17 protein-coding genes are annotated in these 17,943 nt (G+C 66.3%); 12 read left to right on the plus strand and 5 right to left on the minus strand.

Annotation, left to right across the window (positions count from 1 at the left end; translation table 11 throughout):
- Positions 1-24: 24 nt before the first annotated feature.
- Together QGV55_RS17890 and QGV55_RS17895 are read right to left on the minus strand one after the other, a co-directional pair.
- Positions 25-1,179 carry an amidase gene (locus QGV55_RS17890; RefSeq protein ID WP_281019275.1) on the minus strand — a complete coding sequence of 385 codons (1,155 nt, stop codon included), beginning with the start codon at positions 1,177-1,179 and terminating at the stop codon, positions 25-27.
- Positions 1,176-1,973 carry a phytanoyl-CoA dioxygenase family protein gene (locus QGV55_RS17895; protein ID WP_281019274.1) on the minus strand — a complete coding sequence of 266 codons (798 nt, stop codon included), beginning with the start codon at positions 1,971-1,973 and terminating at the stop codon, positions 1,176-1,178. Before QGV55_RS17895 ends, QGV55_RS17890 begins: the two co-directional genes overlap by 4 nt.
- Before the next feature lie 136 nt (positions 1,974-2,109).
- On the opposite strand from QGV55_RS17895, the gene QGV55_RS17900 reads away from it, so the two are divergent.
- Both QGV55_RS17900 and QGV55_RS17905 read left to right on the plus strand, forming a co-directional pair.
- Entirely contained in the window at positions 2,110-2,532 is a 423-nt protein-coding gene (locus QGV55_RS17900; RefSeq protein WP_281019273.1) for a DUF4399 domain-containing protein, read from the plus strand.
- A 21-nt stretch (positions 2,533-2,553) separates the two neighbouring features.
- On the plus strand, positions 2,554-3,135 hold the full coding sequence (locus QGV55_RS17905; RefSeq protein ID WP_281019272.1) for a nucleoside 2-deoxyribosyltransferase: 582 nt from the start codon (positions 2,554-2,556) through the stop codon (positions 3,133-3,135).
- A 24-nt stretch (positions 3,136-3,159) separates the two neighbouring features.
- On the opposite strand, the gene QGV55_RS17910 is transcribed toward QGV55_RS17905, so the two are convergent.
- Positions 3,160-3,435 (minus strand): BolA family protein, encoded by a 276-nt coding sequence (locus QGV55_RS17910; protein ID WP_281019271.1) that lies wholly within the window; start codon positions 3,433-3,435, stop codon positions 3,160-3,162.
- 111 nt (positions 3,436-3,546) lie between these two features.
- Between QGV55_RS17910 and QGV55_RS17915 the strand changes: the two genes are divergently transcribed.
- The 3 genes from QGV55_RS17915 (at position 3,547) to cobT (ending at position 7,177) form a co-directional block, all read left to right on the plus strand.
- Positions 3,547-4,137 carry a J domain-containing protein gene (locus QGV55_RS17915; RefSeq protein WP_281019270.1) on the plus strand — a complete coding sequence of 197 codons (591 nt, stop codon included), beginning with the start codon at positions 3,547-3,549 and terminating at the stop codon, positions 4,135-4,137.
- A 69-nt stretch (positions 4,138-4,206) separates the two neighbouring features.
- Positions 4,207-5,208: a cobaltochelatase subunit CobS gene (gene cobS / locus QGV55_RS17920; protein WP_281019269.1), complete on the plus strand. Its 1,002-nt coding sequence runs from the start codon at positions 4,207-4,209 to the stop codon at positions 5,206-5,208.
- 127 nt (positions 5,209-5,335) lie between these two features.
- Positions 5,336-7,177: a cobaltochelatase subunit CobT gene (cobT, locus tag QGV55_RS17925; protein ID WP_281019268.1), complete on the plus strand. Its 1,842-nt coding sequence runs from the start codon at positions 5,336-5,338 to the stop codon at positions 7,175-7,177.
- Between the two features lie 242 nt (positions 7,178-7,419).
- Here cobT and QGV55_RS17930 read toward each other — a convergent pair whose 3' ends face one another.
- On the minus strand, positions 7,420-7,794 hold the full coding sequence (locus QGV55_RS17930; RefSeq protein ID WP_281019267.1) for a DUF962 domain-containing protein: 375 nt from the start codon (positions 7,792-7,794) through the stop codon (positions 7,420-7,422).
- A 134-nt stretch (positions 7,795-7,928) separates the two neighbouring features.
- On the opposite strand from QGV55_RS17930, the gene QGV55_RS17935 reads away from it, so the two are divergent.
- The 7 genes from QGV55_RS17935 to QGV55_RS17965 all read left to right on the plus strand — a co-directional run bounded on the left by QGV55_RS17935 (position 7,929) and on the right by QGV55_RS17965 (position 15,743).
- Positions 7,929-8,333 (plus strand): MerR family DNA-binding transcriptional regulator, encoded by a 405-nt coding sequence (locus tag QGV55_RS17935; RefSeq protein ID WP_281019266.1) that lies wholly within the window; start codon positions 7,929-7,931, stop codon positions 8,331-8,333.
- Between the two features lie 148 nt (positions 8,334-8,481).
- Complete coding sequence (locus QGV55_RS17940; protein WP_281019265.1) at positions 8,482-9,618, plus strand: thiolase family protein; 1,137 nt, start codon at positions 8,482-8,484, stop codon at positions 9,616-9,618.
- A gap of 1 nt (position 9,619) precedes the next feature.
- Positions 9,620-11,956 (plus strand): 3-hydroxyacyl-CoA dehydrogenase/enoyl-CoA hydratase family protein, encoded by a 2,337-nt coding sequence (locus tag QGV55_RS17945; RefSeq protein WP_281019264.1) that lies wholly within the window; start codon positions 9,620-9,622, stop codon positions 11,954-11,956.
- A gap of 134 nt (positions 11,957-12,090) precedes the next feature.
- Complete coding sequence (locus tag QGV55_RS17950) at positions 12,091-13,887, plus strand: acyl-CoA dehydrogenase C-terminal domain-containing protein (RefSeq protein WP_281019263.1); 1,797 nt, start codon at positions 12,091-12,093, stop codon at positions 13,885-13,887.
- Positions 13,888-14,137: 250 nt separating this feature from the next.
- A complete protein-coding gene (locus QGV55_RS17955) occupies positions 14,138-14,563 on the plus strand; it encodes a GcrA family cell cycle regulator (RefSeq protein ID WP_281019262.1) in 426 nt (141 codons plus the stop codon).
- Positions 14,560-15,030: a GNAT family N-acetyltransferase gene (locus tag QGV55_RS17960; protein WP_281019261.1), complete on the plus strand. Its 471-nt coding sequence runs from the start codon at positions 14,560-14,562 to the stop codon at positions 15,028-15,030. The genes QGV55_RS17955 and QGV55_RS17960 overlap by 4 nt, the downstream gene beginning before the upstream one ends.
- Before the next feature lie 443 nt (positions 15,031-15,473).
- The gene (locus QGV55_RS17965) at positions 15,474-15,743 is read left to right on the plus strand and encodes a GIY-YIG nuclease family protein (RefSeq protein WP_281020150.1); all 270 of its coding nucleotides are present in this window, start codon (positions 15,474-15,476) and stop codon (positions 15,741-15,743) included.
- Between the two features lie 327 nt (positions 15,744-16,070).
- Here the strand turns inward: QGV55_RS17965 and cysC are convergent, their stop codons facing one another.
- Positions 16,071-17,933, minus strand: a complete 1,863-nt coding sequence (cysC, locus tag QGV55_RS17970) for an adenylyl-sulfate kinase (protein WP_281019260.1) — start codon at positions 17,931-17,933, stop codon at positions 16,071-16,073.
- Positions 17,934-17,943 lie beyond the last annotated feature (10 nt).

Raw genomic sequence — 17,943 nt, forward strand, 5'->3', positions numbered from 1 at the left:
TATCGACCCTGCTTCGACGACCCCTCAGGCCGCGAAGGCCCGGGCGGCGCCGACCAGCGCGGCGTCAGTGCCTGCACCGCCCATCAGTGACAGACCGACCGGCGCGCCATCCGACAGGCCCGCAGGCATGCTGACCTGTGGCAGACCGGCGTGACCGGCCAGACAGGTCAGCGCGATGATGCGGTAGCGGAAGGCGTCGAGCAGTGCCGGGTCCCAGTTCATCACCGGCGCGGGACCGGGCGCGGTGGGCATGACCAGCACGGTGCCGTCGGCCAGCAGATCCGTCAGACGCTGGCGCAGCGCGTTTCGTACCGGCTGCATCTCCGCCACCTCCGCATCCGTGATTGCCGCCGCCATGCGGAACCGGTCCACGACACCGGGGCCGAAAACGGGCTGCACCTCTGTCACCCAGTCGCCATGCACCTCCCAGATCTCCCGCGCCTGCAGGATGCGGAAGGCCTCCTTGAAGCGTTCCGCATCGAAGCCGATGTCGACGCTTTCAACCGGCATGCCCAGGGCATCCACCGCCCGGTTCAGGGTTCCGGCGGTGGCCGGGTCGCACAGGGCGAACAGCGCCGGATCGGTCACCAGCCGCTTTGGCCGCGATGGTGTCACAGGCCGGTCGAGCAGCACCGTGCCGACCTTCGCGAAGGTCTCCGCATCCCGCGCGAACCAGCCGCAGGTGTCGAAGCTGGGGGCCAGCGGCATGCAGCGGTCCAGCGGAATGGCCCCGAAGGTCGTGCGGATGCCGTAGAGACCACAGTAGGTCGCCGGAATGCGGACGGAGCCGCCGGTGTCGGAACCGATGGCGAAATCCACCAGACCCGCCGCCGTGACACTGGCGGAGCCGGAGGAGGAGCCGCCGGGAATCCGGCCCGGTGCCGCCGGATTGACCGGCGTGCCGTAGTGCGCGTTCTCCCCGTTCAGGCTGTAGGCCAGCTCGTCGGTGTGGGTGATGCCGGTCAGCCGCGCACCGGCGTCCAGCAGGCGGGCCAGCACCGAACAGTCGGATTCCGCCGCAGGATGGGTGCGTTGCCAGTCCGGGTTGCCGCAGCCGGCGACGCGTCCGGCCACGTCATAGAGATCCTTCAGCCCGAAGCCGAGGTCGTCCAGCGGACCGGAACCTGTCGGCGCACGGTCCAGCCGCTCGATGAACCCTTCGACCGGCGCGGCACTCACTCTGCGGCCGCCCGTGCCCGGGCCAGGTCGCGCAGGCAGTCGTCATCCAGCGGTTCGATGGGGGTGAAGTCGCGGTGGGCGATCCATTCCTCCCGCTTGAACTGGCGGATGTGGTTGTCCACGTGGCAGAGCGACAGATAGACGATGGTCCGCCCCCACGGCCCGATGTTGGGCGAACTGGCGTGCACCAGGTTGGAGTGGAACATCAGCACCGACCCGGCCTTGCCCTTGGCGGAGAACATGCCGTGCCGGTTCGCCAGCTCGGCGACGCTGGCCTTGTCCAGGGTCCAGAGCGGGTAGGAGGTGGTGGCCAGATCGTGCCCGGCCTCCAGCACGCCCTGCTTGTGACTGCCCGGAATGACCCAGAGCGGGCCGTTGAATTCCGTCACGTCGTCGATGAACAGGGCGATGTTCATGGCCCGGGGTTCCGGCATCTGGTCGTCGCGCGCCCAGGTGCCATAGTCCTGATGCCACTGCCAGACATCGCCGTCGAAGGCGGCCTTGGCGTTGATCTTGTACTGGTGGATGTAGACGTCCCCGTCCAGCAGCTGCTGCACCGGGCCGATCAGGCGCGGATGCGCGCCGATGCAGCGGAATGGTTCGCTGTAGCGGTGGGCGGCGAAGGCGGTCCGCACCACGCCCGTGCTTTCCCGCCAGACCTCCGGCCGGTCCATGGCGTAGATGCGCGGCAGTTCCTCCTGCAGGACGCCGACCTCCGCAGGGTCGAAGACATCCTGCAGCATCACGTATCCCAGTTCGTCGAACTGTTGCAGCTGTTCCGCTGTCAGTTTCATGGCCTGTCCTCCCCTGGCGTCCGCCGGACGCTTGCTGCGTTCTGTCGGCGGTCACTATAGACCCGATCCGGCGGAGACATAAATGCCGTCGCAGCCTATCCTGTCCGCCCAGCTTCACCTGAACGGAGGGTTTCCGATGCGTATCCTATCCCTGTTCGCCGCGTCCCTGTTCCTTCTGGGCGGCACCGCCCTGGCCCAGTCTCCTGCGCCGGACGGCGCACGGGCCTACATCATCAGCCCTGCCGATGGTGCCACCGTCACCTCTCCGGTCACCGTGCGGTTCGGCCTCTCCGGCATGGGTGTCGCACCCGCCGGCATCGACAAGGCCAATACCGGTCACCATCACCTGCTGATCGACCGCCCGCTGCCGACGGGGGAGGACCTGGAGTTCTCCCTGCCCGCGGAGGACGGCCTGCGCCACTTCGGTGGCGGCCAGACGGAGGTGACCCTGGAGCTGCCGAAGGGCCGGCACACCCTGCAGATGCTGCTCGGCGACCACAATCACGTGCCGCATGTGCCGCCCGTGGCCTCCGAAGTCGTCACGATCACCGTTGAATAGGCGCGCGGCCCGCCTGCAGTCATGAGTGCTGGTCCCCGCCTCTATCTCGCCGGGCCGGATGTGTTCGCGCCGGACGCGCTGGCGCGCGGTGCACGGATGCGGGAGATCTGTGCCGGGCTGGGGGCCGTCGGCCTGTTCCCGCTGGACAATGACCCGCCGCCGCCCGACCTGGATCCGGCCCGAATGGCGCATCACATCTACCGGGCGAATATCGCGCTGATGCACGGTGCCGACGGCTGTGTCGCCAACCTGTCGCCCTTTCGCGGACCCAATGCCGACGACGGCACGGCGTTCGAGCTGGGCTGGATGATCGCCGCGGGCAAGCCGGTCTTCGGCCATGTCGGCGACCCGCGCCCGCTGACCGCACGCAGCGCCCTTGCCGGGGCAACGGATGCACAGGGCCGCGCGGTCGATGCGGATGGCTGGTGGGTGGAGGATTTCGGCTGGCCGGTGAACCTGATGCTGGTGGCGGGGGCGGAGCAGAACGGCGGCAAGGTCTTCGTGCAGTCCCCCGATGACGCCCCGATGGCCGCATTCCGCCGCGCCGTGAAGGCGGCGGTACGGCTGTTTCAGGAACAGCAGCGGTTCCGCGATGATCCGTGAGACGTCAGCGAAGGGGCAGCGCCCTCAGCCTGCCGCTTCCTCCGGCGTCAGGGTTTCGAGGGCCAGGGCATGGACACGTTCATCCATCTCCGCCCTCAGCAGCTTGTAGACGTTCCGCTGGCGATTGACGCGGCTCTGACCGGCGAAGGCCGCCGAGACGATACGGACGTGGAAATGGGTCTCCCCCTCCGGCCGGGCACCGACATGGCCCTTGTGCAGGTGGGACTGGTCCTCGATCTCCAGCGTTTCCGGTGACAGGGCCTCCGTCAGGCGTTGCTGGATGCGTTCGGCATAGGTCATTCTGGTTCCCGCAGGGTTGGTTGATGGGCCTTTCAGCGGCCCGACCGTGAGACTCTATTGTCGCGCCTGTCAAGCTTGCCCGTGCCAGTCCGCCTCACCATAATCCCGCGCATGGCAAGGACGCAGCAGAAACGCCGGACCCGCTACGGGGGCCGCATCCATTTCGAGGAAGCCAACGCCAGGCCCTGCGAGAAGGCAGGCTGTCTGGAGCTGGGGGAGTTCCGTGCGCCGAAATCCCGCGACGGGGCCGACGGCTATCACCTGTTCTGCCTGGAGCATGTGCGGGAGTACAACAAGGCCTACAATTATTTCGCCGACATGCCGGCGGAGGAAGCGGCCTCGTTCCAGCACTCCGCCGCCTATGGCCACCGCCAGACCTGGCCGATGGGCCATCGCACCGCCACCATGCGGGCCAATGCCAGCTTCACCGACCCCTTCGGTTTCGCCGATGAGCGGGCGGAACGGCAGGCCGCGAAGGAAGCCGAGAAACGCCGCCAGAGGCGTCAGTACACGCCCGAGCAGAGGGATGCGTTCCGAACACTGGACATAGACCCGACCGATGACTTGCACGCGCTCAAGAGACACTATAAGCAACTGGTCAAAAGGTTTCATCCGGATGCCAATGGCGGCGATCGCCGCGCCGAGGACCGGCTGAAGAACATCAACCAGGCCTTCAGCGTGCTCAACGCCGGTCTTTCCTGACGACCCTCGCGGTCGGGGCGTGTTCCCCGGATGCGGTCAGCGGTCCCTTACACCATTCAGGGGAAACGAATGTCTCACTCGGATTATGACGATCTGCCGAGCCTGCCGTCCGGCGCACCGGACATGATGCTTTCGGTGCGCAAGGTCTTCGGGATCGACAGCGACATGGAAGTGCCCGCCTTTTCGGAATCGACGGACCGCGTGCCGCCGACCGATCCGGCGTACCTGTTCGACAAGGAGACCACGCTGGCCATCCTTGCCGGGTTCAAGCACAACCGCCGCGTCATGATCCAGGGCTTCCACGGCACCGGCAAGTCGACCCATGTCGAACAGATCGCCGCGCGGCTGAACTGGCCCTGCGTGCGCGTCAACCTGGACAGCCACATCAGCCGTATCGACCTGGTCGGCAAGGACGCCATCGTCCTGCGCGACGGCCAGCAGGTGACGGAATTCAAGGACGGCATCCTGCCCTGGGCGCTGCAGAACCCGGTCGCCATGGTGTTCGACGAATATGACGCCGGTCGCCCGGACGTGATGTTCGTGATCCAGCGCGTGCTGGAGCATGACGGCAAGCTGACCCTGCTGGACCAGAACCGCGTGCTGCATCCGCATGCGTGCTTCCGTCTGTTCTCCACCACCAACACCATCGGTCTGGGTGACACGACGGGCCTCTATCACGGCACGCAGCAGATCAACCAGGGCCAGATGGACCGCTGGAACATCGTCACCACGCTGAACTATCTGGACCATGATGCGGAGGCCGGGATCGTGCTGGCCAAGGCCCCGTCCTATGACACGCCGGAAGGCAAGAAGCTGCTCAGCGCCATGGTCAATGTCGCCGACCTGACCCGCGCCGGTTTCGTCTCCGGCGATATCTCCACCGTCATGTCGCCGCGTACCGTGATCACCTGGGCGGAGAACACGGAGATCTTCGGCGATGTCGGCTTCGCGTTCCGCGTCACCTTCCTGAACAAGTGTGACGAGACCGAACGCAGCATCGTTGCCGAGTATTTCCAGCGCAGCCTGGGCATGGATCTGCCCGAGTCCGCCGCCAGCGTGACGGTGAACTAGGGGCACGATTGGTCGTCTGACCGCTCCACCCCTCTCCCCCTCCCGGCTACCCATTTCAGGATACTTGCGTGGGTGACCGGGAGGGGGAGAGGGGTGGAGCGGTCCACAACAAGAGGATACCGCCGACGTGAGCAAGGGTGCGGAGGGACCGACAGAACCGTTCAAGCGCGCCGTTGCGGCAGCGATGCGGGCCATGTCGGGGGAGAAGGATCTGGAGGTCAGCTATGGCCCCGAGACTCCGACCCTGCGTGGCAAGCGCGCGCGCCTGCCGGTGCCCGGACGTGCCATGGACAAGGCGGAGCTGGCACAGGTACGCGGCACCTCCGACGCCTTCGCGCTGCGGCTGAAGCATCACGATCGCGGCGTCCACCTGCGCAACATGCCCCAGGGCGGCACCGCCCGGGCGATCTTCGAATCCATCGAGCAGGCGCGGGTGGAGGCCATCGGCTCCCGCCGGATGCAGGGTGTTTCCGACAATCTGCATGCGGCGCTGGAGGAACGCTGCCGCGTGCGTGGCTATGGCCGCCTGCGCGACCAGTCGGAGGCCCCGCTGTCGGAGGCAGTGGGCATGCTGATGCGGGAGGCCCTGTCCGACCGGGAACTGCCGGAGGACGGGCGCAACCTGCTGAACCTCTGGCGCGACGACCTGGTGGAGAAGGCGGGCGGCGATCTGGACAGCCTGCTGTCCAACCTTGACGACCAGGCCGCCTTTGCCAGGGCCGCACGGCAGCTCATCCGCGACCTCGGCTACATGGAAGACGAGCAGACCGACGGCGACGAGGATGAGGACGAGGAGTCCGAGGAGAGCAGCGAGCAGCAGCAGCAGGGCGAGGAAGAGGGCCAGGACGGCAGCCAGGATGCCGCCGAACCGCAATCGGCCGAAGCCGGTGACGGGGAGGATGCCGCCGACCAGCAGGGCGAGCAGGTCCAGTCCTCCGGCGAGGACGAGATGGAAGGGGAGGGTGACGAGGCCGGCAAGGGCCGCCGCCCGCTCTATCCGGACGACTTCTCCAACGAGCCGCCGCGCCCGGCCTATCGCCCCTTCACCACCGACTTCGACGAGGTCGTGGAGGCCGGCGATCTCTGCGACAACGAGGAGCTGACCCGTCTGCGCGGACAGCTCGACCAGCAGCTGCATCACATGCAGTCCGTCGTCAGCAAGCTGGCCAACCGGCTGCAGCGCCGCCTGATGGCGAAGCAGAACCGGTCCTGGGACTTCGACCTGGAAGACGGCTATCTGGATACCGCCCGGCTGGCCCGCGTCGTCGCCAATCCGTCGCTGCCGCTGTCCTACAAGATGGAGCGCGACACCGATTTCCGCGACACGGTCGTCACCCTGCTGGTGGACAATTCAGGCTCCATGCGCGGTCGGCCCATCACCGTCGCGGCCATGTGCGGCGACATCCTGGCCCGCACGCTGGAGCGTTGTGCGGTGAAGGTGGAGATCCTGGGCTTCACGACCCGCGCCTGGAAGGGCGGGCAGTCGCGCGAACGCTGGCTGGCGGCCGGCAAGCCGCTCAATCCCGGCCGTCTGAACGACCTGCGCCACATCGTCTACAAGCCGGCGGACATGCCCTGGCGCCGGGCGCGCAAGAACCTCGGCCTGATGCTGCGCGAAGGGCTGCTGAAGGAGAACATCGACGGCGAGGCCCTGCTCTGGGCCCACGACCGCGTGATCGGCCGCCCCGAGCAACGCCGTATTCTGATGGTCATCTCCGACGGGGCACCGGTGGATGATTCGACCCTGTCGGTGAACACCGGCAACTACCTGGACCGCCACCTGCGCGAAGTCATCGAGCATATCGAGACCCGCAGCCCCGTGGAGCTGATCGCCATCGGCATCGGCCATGACGTCACCCGCTACTATCGCCGCGCCGTCACCATCGTCGACGCGGAACAGCTCGGCGGTGTCATGATGGACAAGCTCGCCGAACTCTTCGACGACGATCCGGGCGCGAAGCGGCACTGAGGACGGGTCGCGCGGATCCCGGCAGGGAGACTCCATCCGACAGGCCCAGTTCGACAGCATCCGGTTTGACGCAATGCCGAGAGCTGGGCTCGCGGATCAGGTCCGCGAGCGGCGTGGTGGGAGGGGGAAGCATTGCTGCTCATCGCTCCCCACCCCACTGACGCTGTGCCCGGGCTTGACCCGGGTACCCAGCGTGCCGCAGCGATTTCAGCAAGTGGACAGGTGTGCTCCTGCCGCCGCTCTCACCCCGCCCTGGCGTGGGTGTCCGGTTCTTCCAGGTCGATCTCGGCCAGGCATCCGGCGCGTTTCAGTTCGGGTTGCAGGCGGTCGGCGAGCCACATGAAGAACATGCGGAAGTCGCTGATCAGGGACCAGAAGGGATAGCGGAAGGTGGCGGGGCGGTTCTTCTCCACGAAGAAATGCGCGAACCAGGCCGGGGCGTAGCCGCAGACGGCGGCACCCAGCAGGTACCAGGCATCCCAGTTGGCCACGGCCATGATGATGCCGATGATCGCAAGGCCGGTGCCGAAATAGTGGATGCGCCGGGTCAGGATGCGGGAATGCTCGCGCAGGTAATAGGGCCAGAACTGACGGAAATTCGTGGGCTGGCTGGACATGCACGGCTTCCGCTATCGCTATTGCGGGAAAAGAGACGGCCCGCCACTTGACGTTTACGTCAACGTAACCTAACTACGCTGGTAACCGGCGCAGCACCTGCGTCATCCATCGGACGGCCAGAGAATACAACATCATGAGCGAAACGAAAACCTACTCGATCCGTGACCTGTCGCTGGAGTACGACATCACCCCGCGCACGCTGCGTTTCTACGAGGACAAGGGCCTGTTGAGCCCGCTGCGCAAGGGTACCCAGCGCATCTATGACCGCCGCGACAAGGGGCGTCTGGCGCTGATCCTGCGCGGCAAGCGTCTCGGCTTCAGCCTGGCGGAGATCCGCGACTGGCTGGAGCTCTACGAACTGCGCGACGGCCAGGTTGCCCAGGCCCGCATGCTGCTCGACGCCTCGGAGGACCGCATGGCGAGCCTGCTGCAGCAGCGCGTCGAACTGGATGAGACCATCGAGGAACTGAAGGCGCAGATGCGCCAGGTGGAAGGCTGGCTGGACGCACAGGGCCTCGCCGCCGAAGCCGCCGACTGATCCGAGTCTGACTGTCTGACCGACCGTTCCTCCCCTCTCCCCCTCCCGGCCACGCACGCAAGTATCCTGAAACGGGCGGCCTGGAGGGGGAGAGGGGAGGAACGGTCCACAAACAAGCACGCTACACCTGCGAGGGAGCACCCCCGACATGACCAACGTGGTAATCGCTGGATACCAGCGCTCACCCTTCACCTTTGCCCACAAGGGCGCGCTGGCGAAGGTTCGCCCCGACGAGATCACCGCCCAGGTGGTCCGGGCCCTGGTCGAGAAGACCGGCGTCGAGACGGCGGATCTGGAAGACCTGATCGTCGGCTGCGCCTTTCCCGAGGGCGAGCAGGGCCTGAATGTCGCCCGCCTGATCGCCTTCCTGGCCGACCTGCCGCTGACCATCGCCGGTACCACGGTGAACCGTTTCTGCGGGTCCTCCATGACCTCCATCCACATGGCGGCCGGTGCGATTTCCATGGGTGCGGGCCAGGCCTTCATCTGTGCCGGTATCGAGAGCATGAGCCGCGTGCCGATGGCCGGCTTCAACCCCGCCCCGCATCCGGCGCTGTACCAGCGCTATCCGGAGGCCTATGTCGGCATGGGTGTCACCGCCGAGAACCTGGCGAAGAAGTACGACATCCCCCGCGCCGACCAGGAAGCGGTCGCCGTGGAGAGCCATGCCCGTGCCGCGAAGGCGCAGGCCGAGGGCAAGCTGGCCGACGAGATCGTCGCCATCGTCGACGGCAACATCCGCGTCGAGGAAGACGGCTGCATCCGCCCCGGCACCACCGCCGCGGACCTTTCCGGCCTGAAGCCGGCCTTCGACCAGAACGGTTCGGTGACGGCCGGTACCTCCTCCCCGCTGACCGACGGTGCCTCCGCGGTGCTGGTCTGCTCCGAGGAATATGCCGATGCGCACGGGCTGGAGAAGCTGGCCCGCATCCGCTCCACCGCCGTTGCAGGCTGCGCGCCGGAGATCATGGGCATCGGCCCGGTCCCGGCCACGGAGAAGGCACTGGCGCGGGCCGGAATCACGGTCGCCGACCTGGACATCATCGAGCTGAACGAGGCCTTTGCGGCCCAGGCCCTGTCGGTGATGAAGGAAACCGGCATCAGCTTCGACAATACCAACATCGACGGCGGCGCGCTGGCGCTGGGTCATCCGCTGGGGGCCACCGGCGCCCGGATCACCGGCAAGGCCGCGGCGCTGCTGAAGCGTGAGGGCAAGGGTCTGGCGCTGGCCACCCAGTGCATCGGTGGCGGTCAGGGCATCGCCACGGTCCTGGAGGCCTGCTGATATGGCCGAGATCAGGAAGGTAGCGGTCATCGGCGCAGGCGTGATGGGGGCCGGCATTGCCGCCCACATCGCCAATGCCGGTGTCCCGGTGGTGCTGCTCGACATCGTGCCGAAAGGCGCGAACGACCGCTCCACCATCGCAAAGGGCGCGGTCGCCAAGATGCTGAAGACCAACCCCGCCCCGTTCATGCACAAGCGCAATGCGAAGCTGATCGAGACCGGGAACCTGGAAGACGATCTGGGCGCGCTGTCCGATTGCGACTGGATCTGCGAGGCGATCATCGAGAACCCGCAGATCAAGCGCGACCTCTACAAGCGCCTGAACGAGGTCCGCAAGCCCGGCTCCATCGTCACCTCCAATACCTCCACCATTCCGCTGAACGTGCTGACGGAAGGGCTGGGGGAGGATTTCGCGGGCGATTTCGCCATCACGCATTTCTTCAATCCGCCGCGCTACATGCGGCTGCTGGAAGTGGTGAAGGGGCAGAAGACCCGCGACGATGCCTTCCAGGCGCTGAAGCAGTTCGGTGACGTGAAGCTGGGCAAGGAAGTGGTCGACTGCAAGGACACGCCGGGCTTCATCGGCAACCGCATCGGCATCTTCTGGTCCACCGTCGCCACCCGGTCCGCCTATGACCTGGGCCTGACGGTCGAGGAAGCGGATTCCATCGTCGGCAAGCCCACGGGTGTGCCGAAGACCGGCATCTTCGGCCTCGGCGACCTGACCGGTATCGACCTCGGCCCGCACGTCATTGCCTCGATGATCGACCTTGTCCCGGCGGACGATCCGCTGCGCGATTTCGTCGATCCCGATCACCCGCTGACGAAGCTGACGCAGAAGATGATCGCCGACGGCTACACCGGCCGGAAGGGCAAGGGCGGCTTCTATCGCCGCACCAAGATCGACGGCAAGACGGTCAAGCAGGCCATCGACCTGAAGACCGGCCAATATCGTGCCGAGCAGCGTTCCACGCTGGCCAGTGCCCGCGCCGCGAAGAAGGGGCTGCGCGCCTTGGTGACGCATGAGGACAAGGGCGGCCAGTACGCCTGGACCGTGCTGAGCCACGTGCTGAGCTATTCCGCTGACCTGGTGCCTGAGATCTCCGACGATATCCGCGGTGTCGATCTGGCCATGAAGACGGGTTACGCCTGGAAGTGGGGCCCGTTCGAGATGATCGACATGCTGGGTGCCGACTGGCTGGCCGACAGGCTGGCGGCGGAAGGCCGCCCGGTCCCGGCCCTGCTGGAAACGGCGCGGGGCAAGACCTTCTACAAGGAAGAGGGCGAGAAGGCCTATATCCTGACCACTGCGGGCGACTATGCCGAGATCGCGGTGTCGGAGGACGCCTGGACCCTGGCCGACAAGAAGCGCGGCAAGCAGCCGATCAGGTCCAATGCCTCCGCCTCGCTGTGGGACGTGGGTGACGGTGTCGCCTGCCTGGAATTCCATTCCAAGATGAACAGTCTGGACGAGAATTCCATTGCCATGATCGTGGCCGCGTCGAAGATCGACAAGCTGGGCTTCAAGGCGCTGATCATCGGCTCCGACGCGGACAATTTCTCCGTCGGTGCCAATGTCGGCGTGGCCCTGTTCGGGGCCAATGCCGCCATGTGGCCGGTGATCGAGAATGGCGTCGCGACCGGCCAGAAGGCCATGCAGGGCCTGAAGAACAGCCCGTTCCCCGTCGTCGCGGCACCCGCCGGCATGGCGCTGGGCGGCGGCTGCGAGGTCTGCCTGCATTCCAACGCCATCCAGGCCCACGCCGAAAGCTACATGGGTCTGGTGGAGGTCGGTGTCGGCCTGCTGCCCGGCTGGGGTGGCTGCAAGGAACTGACGATCCGCAACCTGGCCAACAAGCGGCGCCCGCAGGGCCCGATGCCGGCCCTGTCGGCGGCGTTCGAGGCGATTTCGACGGCCAAGGTGGCGACCAGTGCGCAGGAAGCGCGCGACATGCAGATCCTGCGCGAAGGCGACGGCATCTCCATGAACCGCCGCCGGGTGCTGGCCGATGCCAAGAAGAAGGCGCTGTCGATGGTGGAAGGCTACGCCAGGCCGGAACCGATCGAGGTCAACCTGCCGGGTCCGACCGCGGCCACCGCGTTCCGGATGGCAGTGGAAGGCTTCGCCCTGCAGGGCAAGGCCACGGCCTATGACGTGGAAGTGGCGGCCCAGGTGGGACGCGTGCTTTCCGGCGGCGACACCGACATCACGGAAGTGGTGACGGAGAAGCAGCTGCTGGCGCTGGAACTCGAAGGCTTCATGCATCTGATCCGACAGGAAAAGACGCTGCAGCGGATCGAACACATGCTGACCAAGGGCCGCCCGCTGCGTAACTGACGCTGCACTGGATTGTCTGAGGGCTGCTCCGTCCCTCTCCCCCTACCGGCCACCCACGCAAGTATCCTGAAAGGGGTGGCCGGTAGGGGGAGAGGGACGGGACAGGCCACGAAAAACCCACAGGAGAAACGCGAATGCCCGCGACCTATCAGGCCCCTGTACAGGACTTCAAGTTCCTGCTGCACGAGTTCATCGACCTGCAGCGCTATTCCAACCTGCCCGGCTTTGCCGATGCGACCCCCGATCTGGTGGACGCGATCCTGGAGGAGGGCGCGAAGTTCTTCGAGAACGAGCTGGCGCCGCTGAACGCCGTCGGCGACACCGAAGGCTGCACCCGCCATGATGACGGCAGCGTCACCACACCGACCGGTTTCAAGGAAGCCTACCAGTCCTATATCGAGGGCGGCTGGGGCGGTCTGACCGCAGACCCCGAATATGGCGGGCAGGGCCTGCCGCATGTGCTGGGTTTCGCGGTCTCGGAGATGGCATCGTCGGCCAACATGGCCTTCGCCATGTATCCGGGCCTGACCCATGGCGCCTATGAGGCGATCCACCACTGGGGTGACGATGCGCAGAAGCAGGCGTACCTGCCGAAGATGGTCACCGGCGAATGGACCGGTACCATGAACCTGACGGAGCCGCATTGCGGTACCGACCTGGGCCTCATGCGCACGAAGGCCGAGCCGCAGGACGACGGCAGCTATCTGGTCACCGGGCAGAAGATCTTCATCTCCGCCGGTGAGCACGACATGTCCGAGAACATCATCCATCTGGTGCTGGCCAAGATCCCCGGCGGGCCGGAGGGCATCAAGGGTGTCAGCCTGTTCGTGGTGCCGAAGTTCATCCTGGACGAGAACGGCGAACCGGGGGAGCGCAACAGCCTGCAGTGCGGTGCCATCGAGCACAAGATGGGCATCCACGGCAATTCCACCTGCGTCATGAACTATGACGGGGCGAAGGGCTGGCTGCTGGGCGCGCCGCACAAGGGCATGCGGGCCATGTTCACCATGATGAACGCCGCCCGCCTGGGCGTCGGCATCCAGGGTCTCAGCCAGGCCTCCGCCGCCTACCAGAACGCCGTGACCTACGCCAAGGACCGCGTGCAGGGCCGCTCCCTGACCGGTGTGAAGGCCAAGGACAGGCCCGCCGACCCGATCATCGTGCACCCGGACGTGCGCCGCATGCTGATGAAGCAGAAGGCCTTCGTGGAGGGCGCGCGGGCGCTGGCGCTCTGGACCGGCCTGATGATCGACTTCGCCTCCAAGCACCCGGACCCGGACGAGCGGCAGCAGGCCGACGACTTCGCCGCCTTCATCACCCCGGTCGTGAAGGCCTATCTGACTGACATGGGCTTCGAATGCACCGTCGATGCCATGCAGGTCTATGGCGGCCATGGGTTCATCCACGAGTGGGGCATGGAGCAGTACGTCCGCGACGCCCGCATCACCATGATCTACGAGGGCGCGAACGGCATCCAGGCGCTGGACCTGGTGGGACGGAAACTGCCCGACGGCATGGGCCGGCTGATGCGCCGGTTCTACCACCCGGTGGATGCCTTCATTCAGGCCAACATGACGAAGCCGGAGATGAAGGATTTCGTCATGCCGCTGGCCAAGGCCTTTGCCCGGCTGCAGTCCGTGACCGCCGACATCGGCCCGAAGATGATGGCCAACCCGGACGAGGCGGGTGCCGCCTCTACCGATTACCTGCGCTGCGTGGCGCTGGTCGCCATCGGTTTCATGTGGGCGCAGATCGCAGAAAAGGCACAGGCGAAGCTGGCCGCCGGTGAGGGCGAGAGTGCCTTCTACGAGACCAAGCTGGCCACGGCGCGTTTCTTCATGGAACGCATGCTGCCTGACATGCATGCCCATGCCGCCAAGGCCATGTCCGGCGGGGCCACCCTGATGGCCCTGTCGGAGGACGCCTTCTGAGCCTGAACTGACCGCGCGGTCACGACCGCCAAACCTGTCAGCCGCCCGCCCGGACCCGGTCCGGCGGGCGGTTTCGTTTCGGGAATATCCACAGGAATCAGTCGCTTTGCGCCCCGGCTGGTGGCTGTCAGACCGGTTATCCACAATATATTGGACGAATCAGGCCATTCCTGCTTGGTCTGGATTCCCTGATCCCGTATCTTGTTAGCCCTGAGCTGGTATTAACCAGATATAGCGCGGGAGACGGATCATGTCGGCAGGCTGGACGGAAGAGCGGGTTTCACGACTCAAGGAGCTCTGGGGTACGGGCATGACCGCTGCCCAGATCGCGGAACAGCTTGGCAATGTCACGCGCAACGCCGTGATCGGCAAGGCGAACCGGCTTGGCCTGTCGAAGCCCGGCCGTCCCCGTGTCGCCAAGGCCCGGCCCGCAGCGCAGCAGCAGCGCCCCCGTTTCACCCGCCCGGCCCCGAAGCCGGAGCCGGAGGAAGTCATTCCCCAGGCACCCGCCGTCGCGCCGCCGCCGCCGGGCGCCCTGCCGCAGCATCGCCGTTGCCAGTTCCCCGTCGGACATCCGGGGGAGAGCGACTTCCACTTCTGCGATCACGAGACGCTGACCGGCAAGCCGTACTGCGACTATCACTGCTCCATCGCCTATCGCCAGAAGGTTGCGTGAGCGGGCCCGTTCCCAGCTTCCGGCCCGCGACTGCCGCTGACGTTGCCGCCATCGTCGGCCTGCTGGCCGATGACCAGCTCGGTGCCGCGCGGGAAGACGCCTCCCTGCCCCTCGACGAACGCTACATCCGGGCCTTCGATGCCATCGACCGCGATCCGAACCAGATGCAGGTCGTGGCCGATCTGGAGGGCCAGGTTGTCGGCTGCCTGCAGCTCAGTTTCATCCCCGGCCTGTCCTTCATCGGCACCTGGCGCGGCCAGATCGAGAGCGTCCGCATCCACAGCAGCATGCGCGGCAGCGGCCTGGGTCAGCAGATGATCACCTGGGCGGTCGGCGTCTGCCGCGAACGCGGCTGCGGCCTCGTCCAGCTCAGCACCCACCAGAGCCGCGAAGACGCCGTCCGCTTCTACGAGAAGCTTGGCTTCACCAACAGCCACTTCGGCATGAAACTGTCACTGGACACCTGACCCCGGGTACCCAGCGTGCCGCACCGGCATCGGCGATGACCTTCGGTCGCGCATCGTGGCGATCCCGGGGATGCCGTGCCGAGACCTGGGCTCGCGGATCAAGTCCGCGAGCTACGTGGGAGAGAGGTGAAGCGTTTGGTGCTCATCGCTCCCACCCCACCGACGTCGTACCCGGGCTTGACCCGGGTACCCAGCGTGCCGCACCGGCATCGGCGATGACCTTCAGTTGCGCGTCGGTGCGAGCCGGGTGACGCAGTGCCGAGACCTGGGCTCGCGGATCAAGTCCGCGAGCAACGCGGTGGAAGGGGTGAAACGGTTTGTGCTCATCGCTCCCACCCCACCGACGCCGTGCCCGGGCTTGACCCGGGTACCCAGCGTGCCGCACCGTGAGCTCCTGATCGTCAACAGCCCGGTCACCGGCCATCTCCCGCTACTACGTCTATATCCTCGCCAGCAGGCGCAATGGCACTCTCTACATTGGTGTCAGCCGTGACCTGCGGCGGCGTCTCGGTGAGCATCGGACGGGATGGTCACAGTTCACCGACCGCTACCAGATCCACCGGCTGGTCTGGTTCGAAACCCACGAGAGCGTGGTCATCGCCCGACAGCGCGAACGGACGCTGAAGCACTGGAAACGGGACTGGAAACTTCAACTGATCGAGGCGCGGAACCCCGACTGGCGCGATCTCGCAGGGGAGATCCCGTTCGATTGAGGACGGTTGGTGACAGATGGATCAACGCAGCGCCGAGACCTGGGCTCGCGGATCGAGTCCGCGAGCAACGTGGTGGGAGGGAAGGAATTGCTGCTCACCGCCCGGACCCCAAAAAACGTCGTACCCGGGCTTGACCCGGGTACCCAGCGTGCCGCGCCGACATCTACGATGACACTCCAGGGTGGATCGGTACGCGCCGGGTGACGCAGTGTGGGGACCTGGGCTCGCGGATCAGGTCCGCGAGCGGCGTGGGGATGGGGGTTGGGCTACCGGAACTCACCGCCACCCCCCACTGCCGCCGTACCCGGCTTGCCCGAGCTGCGATCCTCAGGTCTGGGTGAAGGTGCGGTCAACGTAGGCGGAGACGCGGGCGACGCTTTCCTCGACGGACAGGTCCGAGGTATCGACGGTCAGTTCCGCAGCCTCCGGCGCCTCATAGGGGGCCGAGATGCCGGTGAAGTCCTTGATCTCGCCCGCCCGCGCCTTCTTGTAGAGGCCCTTCGGATCGCGGCTCTCGCAGGTGGCCACGTCGGCGTCGATGTGGATCTCGTGGAAATCCTCTCCCGCCGCCGCCCGCGCCCGGTCACGGTCGGAGCGGTAGGGGGAGATGAAGGCGGTGACGACAATGAAACCGGCCTTGGCCATCAGGGCCGCGACCTCGCCCACACGGCGGATGTTCTCCGCCCGGTCCTCCGGGCTGAAGCCCAGGTCGGCGTTGAGGCCAAAGCGCACGTTGTCGCCGTCCAGCACGAAGACCTGGTAGCCCTTGTCGAACAGCCGCCGCTCCGTCGCCACGGCAATGGTCGACTTGCCGGCGCCGGACAGGCCGGTGAACCAGAGCACGCCGCCCTTGTGGCCATTGCGCTTGTGACGCTCCTCCGGCCCGATGGCGGCCTCGACCTTGGTCACGTTGGTGGCGCGGACGGTGATCAGGCTGCGCTGGTCGGCATAGCCTTCCATGGAGATGATGCCGCCGCCCGCAATGTCGAAACCATCCACCAGCACGAAACGCCCGGTCTTCTGGTTGTTGCGGAATTCATCCAGCGCCAGCATCTGGCGGGAGCGGATGGTGACCTCCGCCACCGCGTTCCGCTCCACCCGATCGGACTGTACATGGCTCAGGTCGCCGGTATCGATGACCCGGTCGATGGACTGCACGGTCACCCGCGCCTCCGCATTCGCCAGCTTCATCTTGTAGGTCTTGCCGGTGACCAGCGCGTCGTCGCCCAGCCAGAAGACATGGGCGCGAAAGACATCGGTCTCGACCGGCGGCTGGTTCTCGTGACTGGCGATATGGCCACGCTCGATGAACAGCTGCTCGTCCAGCGTGATGCCCACCGACTGTCCGGCAGAGGCCTTCATGGGCAGCTGATCGACGTTCCAGGCCTCGATGGTGCGGACCTTCGCGGTCTTGTTGATGGGCGAGAACAGCAGCGTGTCGCCGACCCGGATGGTGCCGCTTTCGATCCGGCCGGCAATGATGCGGCGCTCATCGAACTTGTAGACGTCCTGCACCGGAAACCGCAGTGGCTGGTCCGTGGCCGGCAGCGGCACGCGGAACCCGTCCAGCGCCTCGGTGAGGCTGGGCCCCAGGTACCAGGGCATGCGCTTCGACGGGCCGGTGATCAGGTCGCCCTCACGCCCCGAAACCGGAATGACGTGGTTGGGCGCCACACCGATGCTGGTCAGATAGGCGCGGAATTCCTGCTCGATCGCCTCGAAGCGGCTCTGGGAATAGTCCACCAGGTCCATCTTGTTGACGCAGACCGTGACCTGGCCGATGCCCATCAGATGCAGCAGATAGCCGTGGCGGCGGGACTGTTCCTGCACGCCCTCGTTGGCGTCGATCACCAGGATGGCGGCGTCCGCCGCCGCCGCGCCGGTGATCATGTTCTTCAGGAATTCCTTGTGGCCCGGCGCGTCGATGATGACGTAGTCGCGCTTGGCCGTCTTGAACCAGATCTGCGAGGTGTCGATGGTGATGCCCTGGTCCCGCTCCGCCTGCAGCGCGTCCATCAGGAAGGCATATTCGAACGGCATGCCGCGCCGCTCGCACATCTTGCGGATTTCCTCCACCCGGCCGTCGGGCAGCGAGTCGGTGTCATGGAACAGGCGCCCGACCAGGGTGGACTTGCCGTGGTCCACATGGCCGACGAAGACGGTCTTCAGGGATTCGCGATGGTTGCTCATGGTCCGGACC

Source organism: Minwuia sp. IMCC3009, assembly GCF_029909415.1.
Lineage (GTDB): Bacteria > Pseudomonadota > Alphaproteobacteria > Minwuiales > Minwuiaceae > Minwuia.